General features: G+C 65.9%; 2 protein-coding genes. Both read left to right on the top strand.

Annotated elements, in window-relative coordinates; genetic code table 11:
• The first annotated feature begins 116 nt into the window (after positions 1-116).
• Entirely contained in the window at positions 117-1,100 is a 984-nt protein-coding gene (gene acuI, locus ADADOO_RS16850) for an acrylyl-CoA reductase (NADPH) (protein WP_511278669.1), read from the top strand.
• Between the two features lie 12 nt (positions 1,101-1,112).
• A partial coding sequence (locus ADADOO_RS16845; RefSeq protein ID WP_511278668.1) for a 2-hydroxymuconate tautomerase family protein occupies positions 1,113-1,294 on the top strand: 182 nt, incomplete at its 3' end.

The raw sequence follows: 1,294 nt of genomic DNA, 5'->3' as shown, positions 1-1,294 counted from the left end.
TGAGCATCGCCGCCGGTGTCATGGCGGTCGGCGTCGTGCTCCTGGTTATACTGAAACGGGTCGAAAAACGGGACGCCGGCCTGGTGCTCTGCGGACAAAACTAAACGGAGATGACGATGTTCAAGGGAATTCTGATCGAAAAGGACGATGCTGGTTACCGGGCGTCCGTGCAGGATATTGAGGAAAGCCGGTTGCCCGAAGGCGACGTAACGGTGCGCGTCGATTACTCGTCGCTCAATTACAAGGACGGGCTGGCGATTACCGGCAAAGGGCCGGTCGTCCGCAAGTTCCCGATGGTGCCGGGCATCGACCTTGCCGGCACGGTCGACAGCAGCAGCCACGCTGAGGTCAAGGCCGGCGACCGCGTCGTGCTCAACGGCTGGGGCGTTGGCGAAACGCACTGGGGCGGGCTGGCCCAGAAGGCGCGGCTCAATGGCGACTGGCTGGTGCCGCTGCCGGCCGCGTTCACCGAGAAACAGGCCGTCGCCATCGGCACTGCCGGCTACACGGCGATGTTGTGCGTGCTGGCGCTGGAGCGGCAGGGCGTCAAGCCGGCCGACGGTGAAATCGTCGTCACCGGTGCGGCCGGCGGGGTGGGCAGCGTGGCGATTGCCGTGCTGGCCAGGCTCGGCTACACGGTGGTTGCCATCAGCGGCCGGCCGGCAGAAGCGGATTACCTCAAGCAACTCGGCGCCGCCGAAGTGCTCGACCGCAGCACCTTTTCCGCACCGGGCAAGCCGCTCGGCAAGGAGCGTTGGGCCGGAGCGGTCGATGTCGTCGGCTCGCATACGCTGGCCAACATCTGCGCCACGATGAAGTATCGCGGCGTCGTCACCGCCTGCGGGCTGGCCGGTGGCATGGATTTCCCGTCGTCGGTGGCGCCCTTCATCCTGCGCGGCGTGACCCTGGTCGGCATCGACAGCGTGATGTGCCCGCGACCCGAGCGGCTGGTTGCCTGGCGGCGGCTGGCCAGCGACCTCGATGTCGCCAAGCTCGGCCTGATCACCCATGAAGTCTCGCTGGCCGAGGCCATCCCGACGGCGGCGCAGCTCATGGATGGCAAGGTGCGCGGTCGCGTTGTCGTGGATGTGAATCGTTAAAAGGACCGGCTGATGCCTTACGTCAATATCAAGATCACCCGCGAAGGGGCGACGGCCGAGCAGAAGGCGCGCCTGATCGCCGGCGTGACCCAGCTGCTGGTCGATGTGCTGGGCAAGAACCCGAAAACCACGGTCGTCGTCATCGACGAGGTCGATACCGACAACTGGGGCGTCGGCGGCGAGTCGATCACCGT

Source organism: Azonexus sp. (assembly GCF_036170495.1).
Lineage (GTDB): Bacteria > Pseudomonadota > Gammaproteobacteria > Burkholderiales > Rhodocyclaceae > Azonexus.
This window is presented reverse-complemented; position numbering and strand designations above follow the sequence as displayed.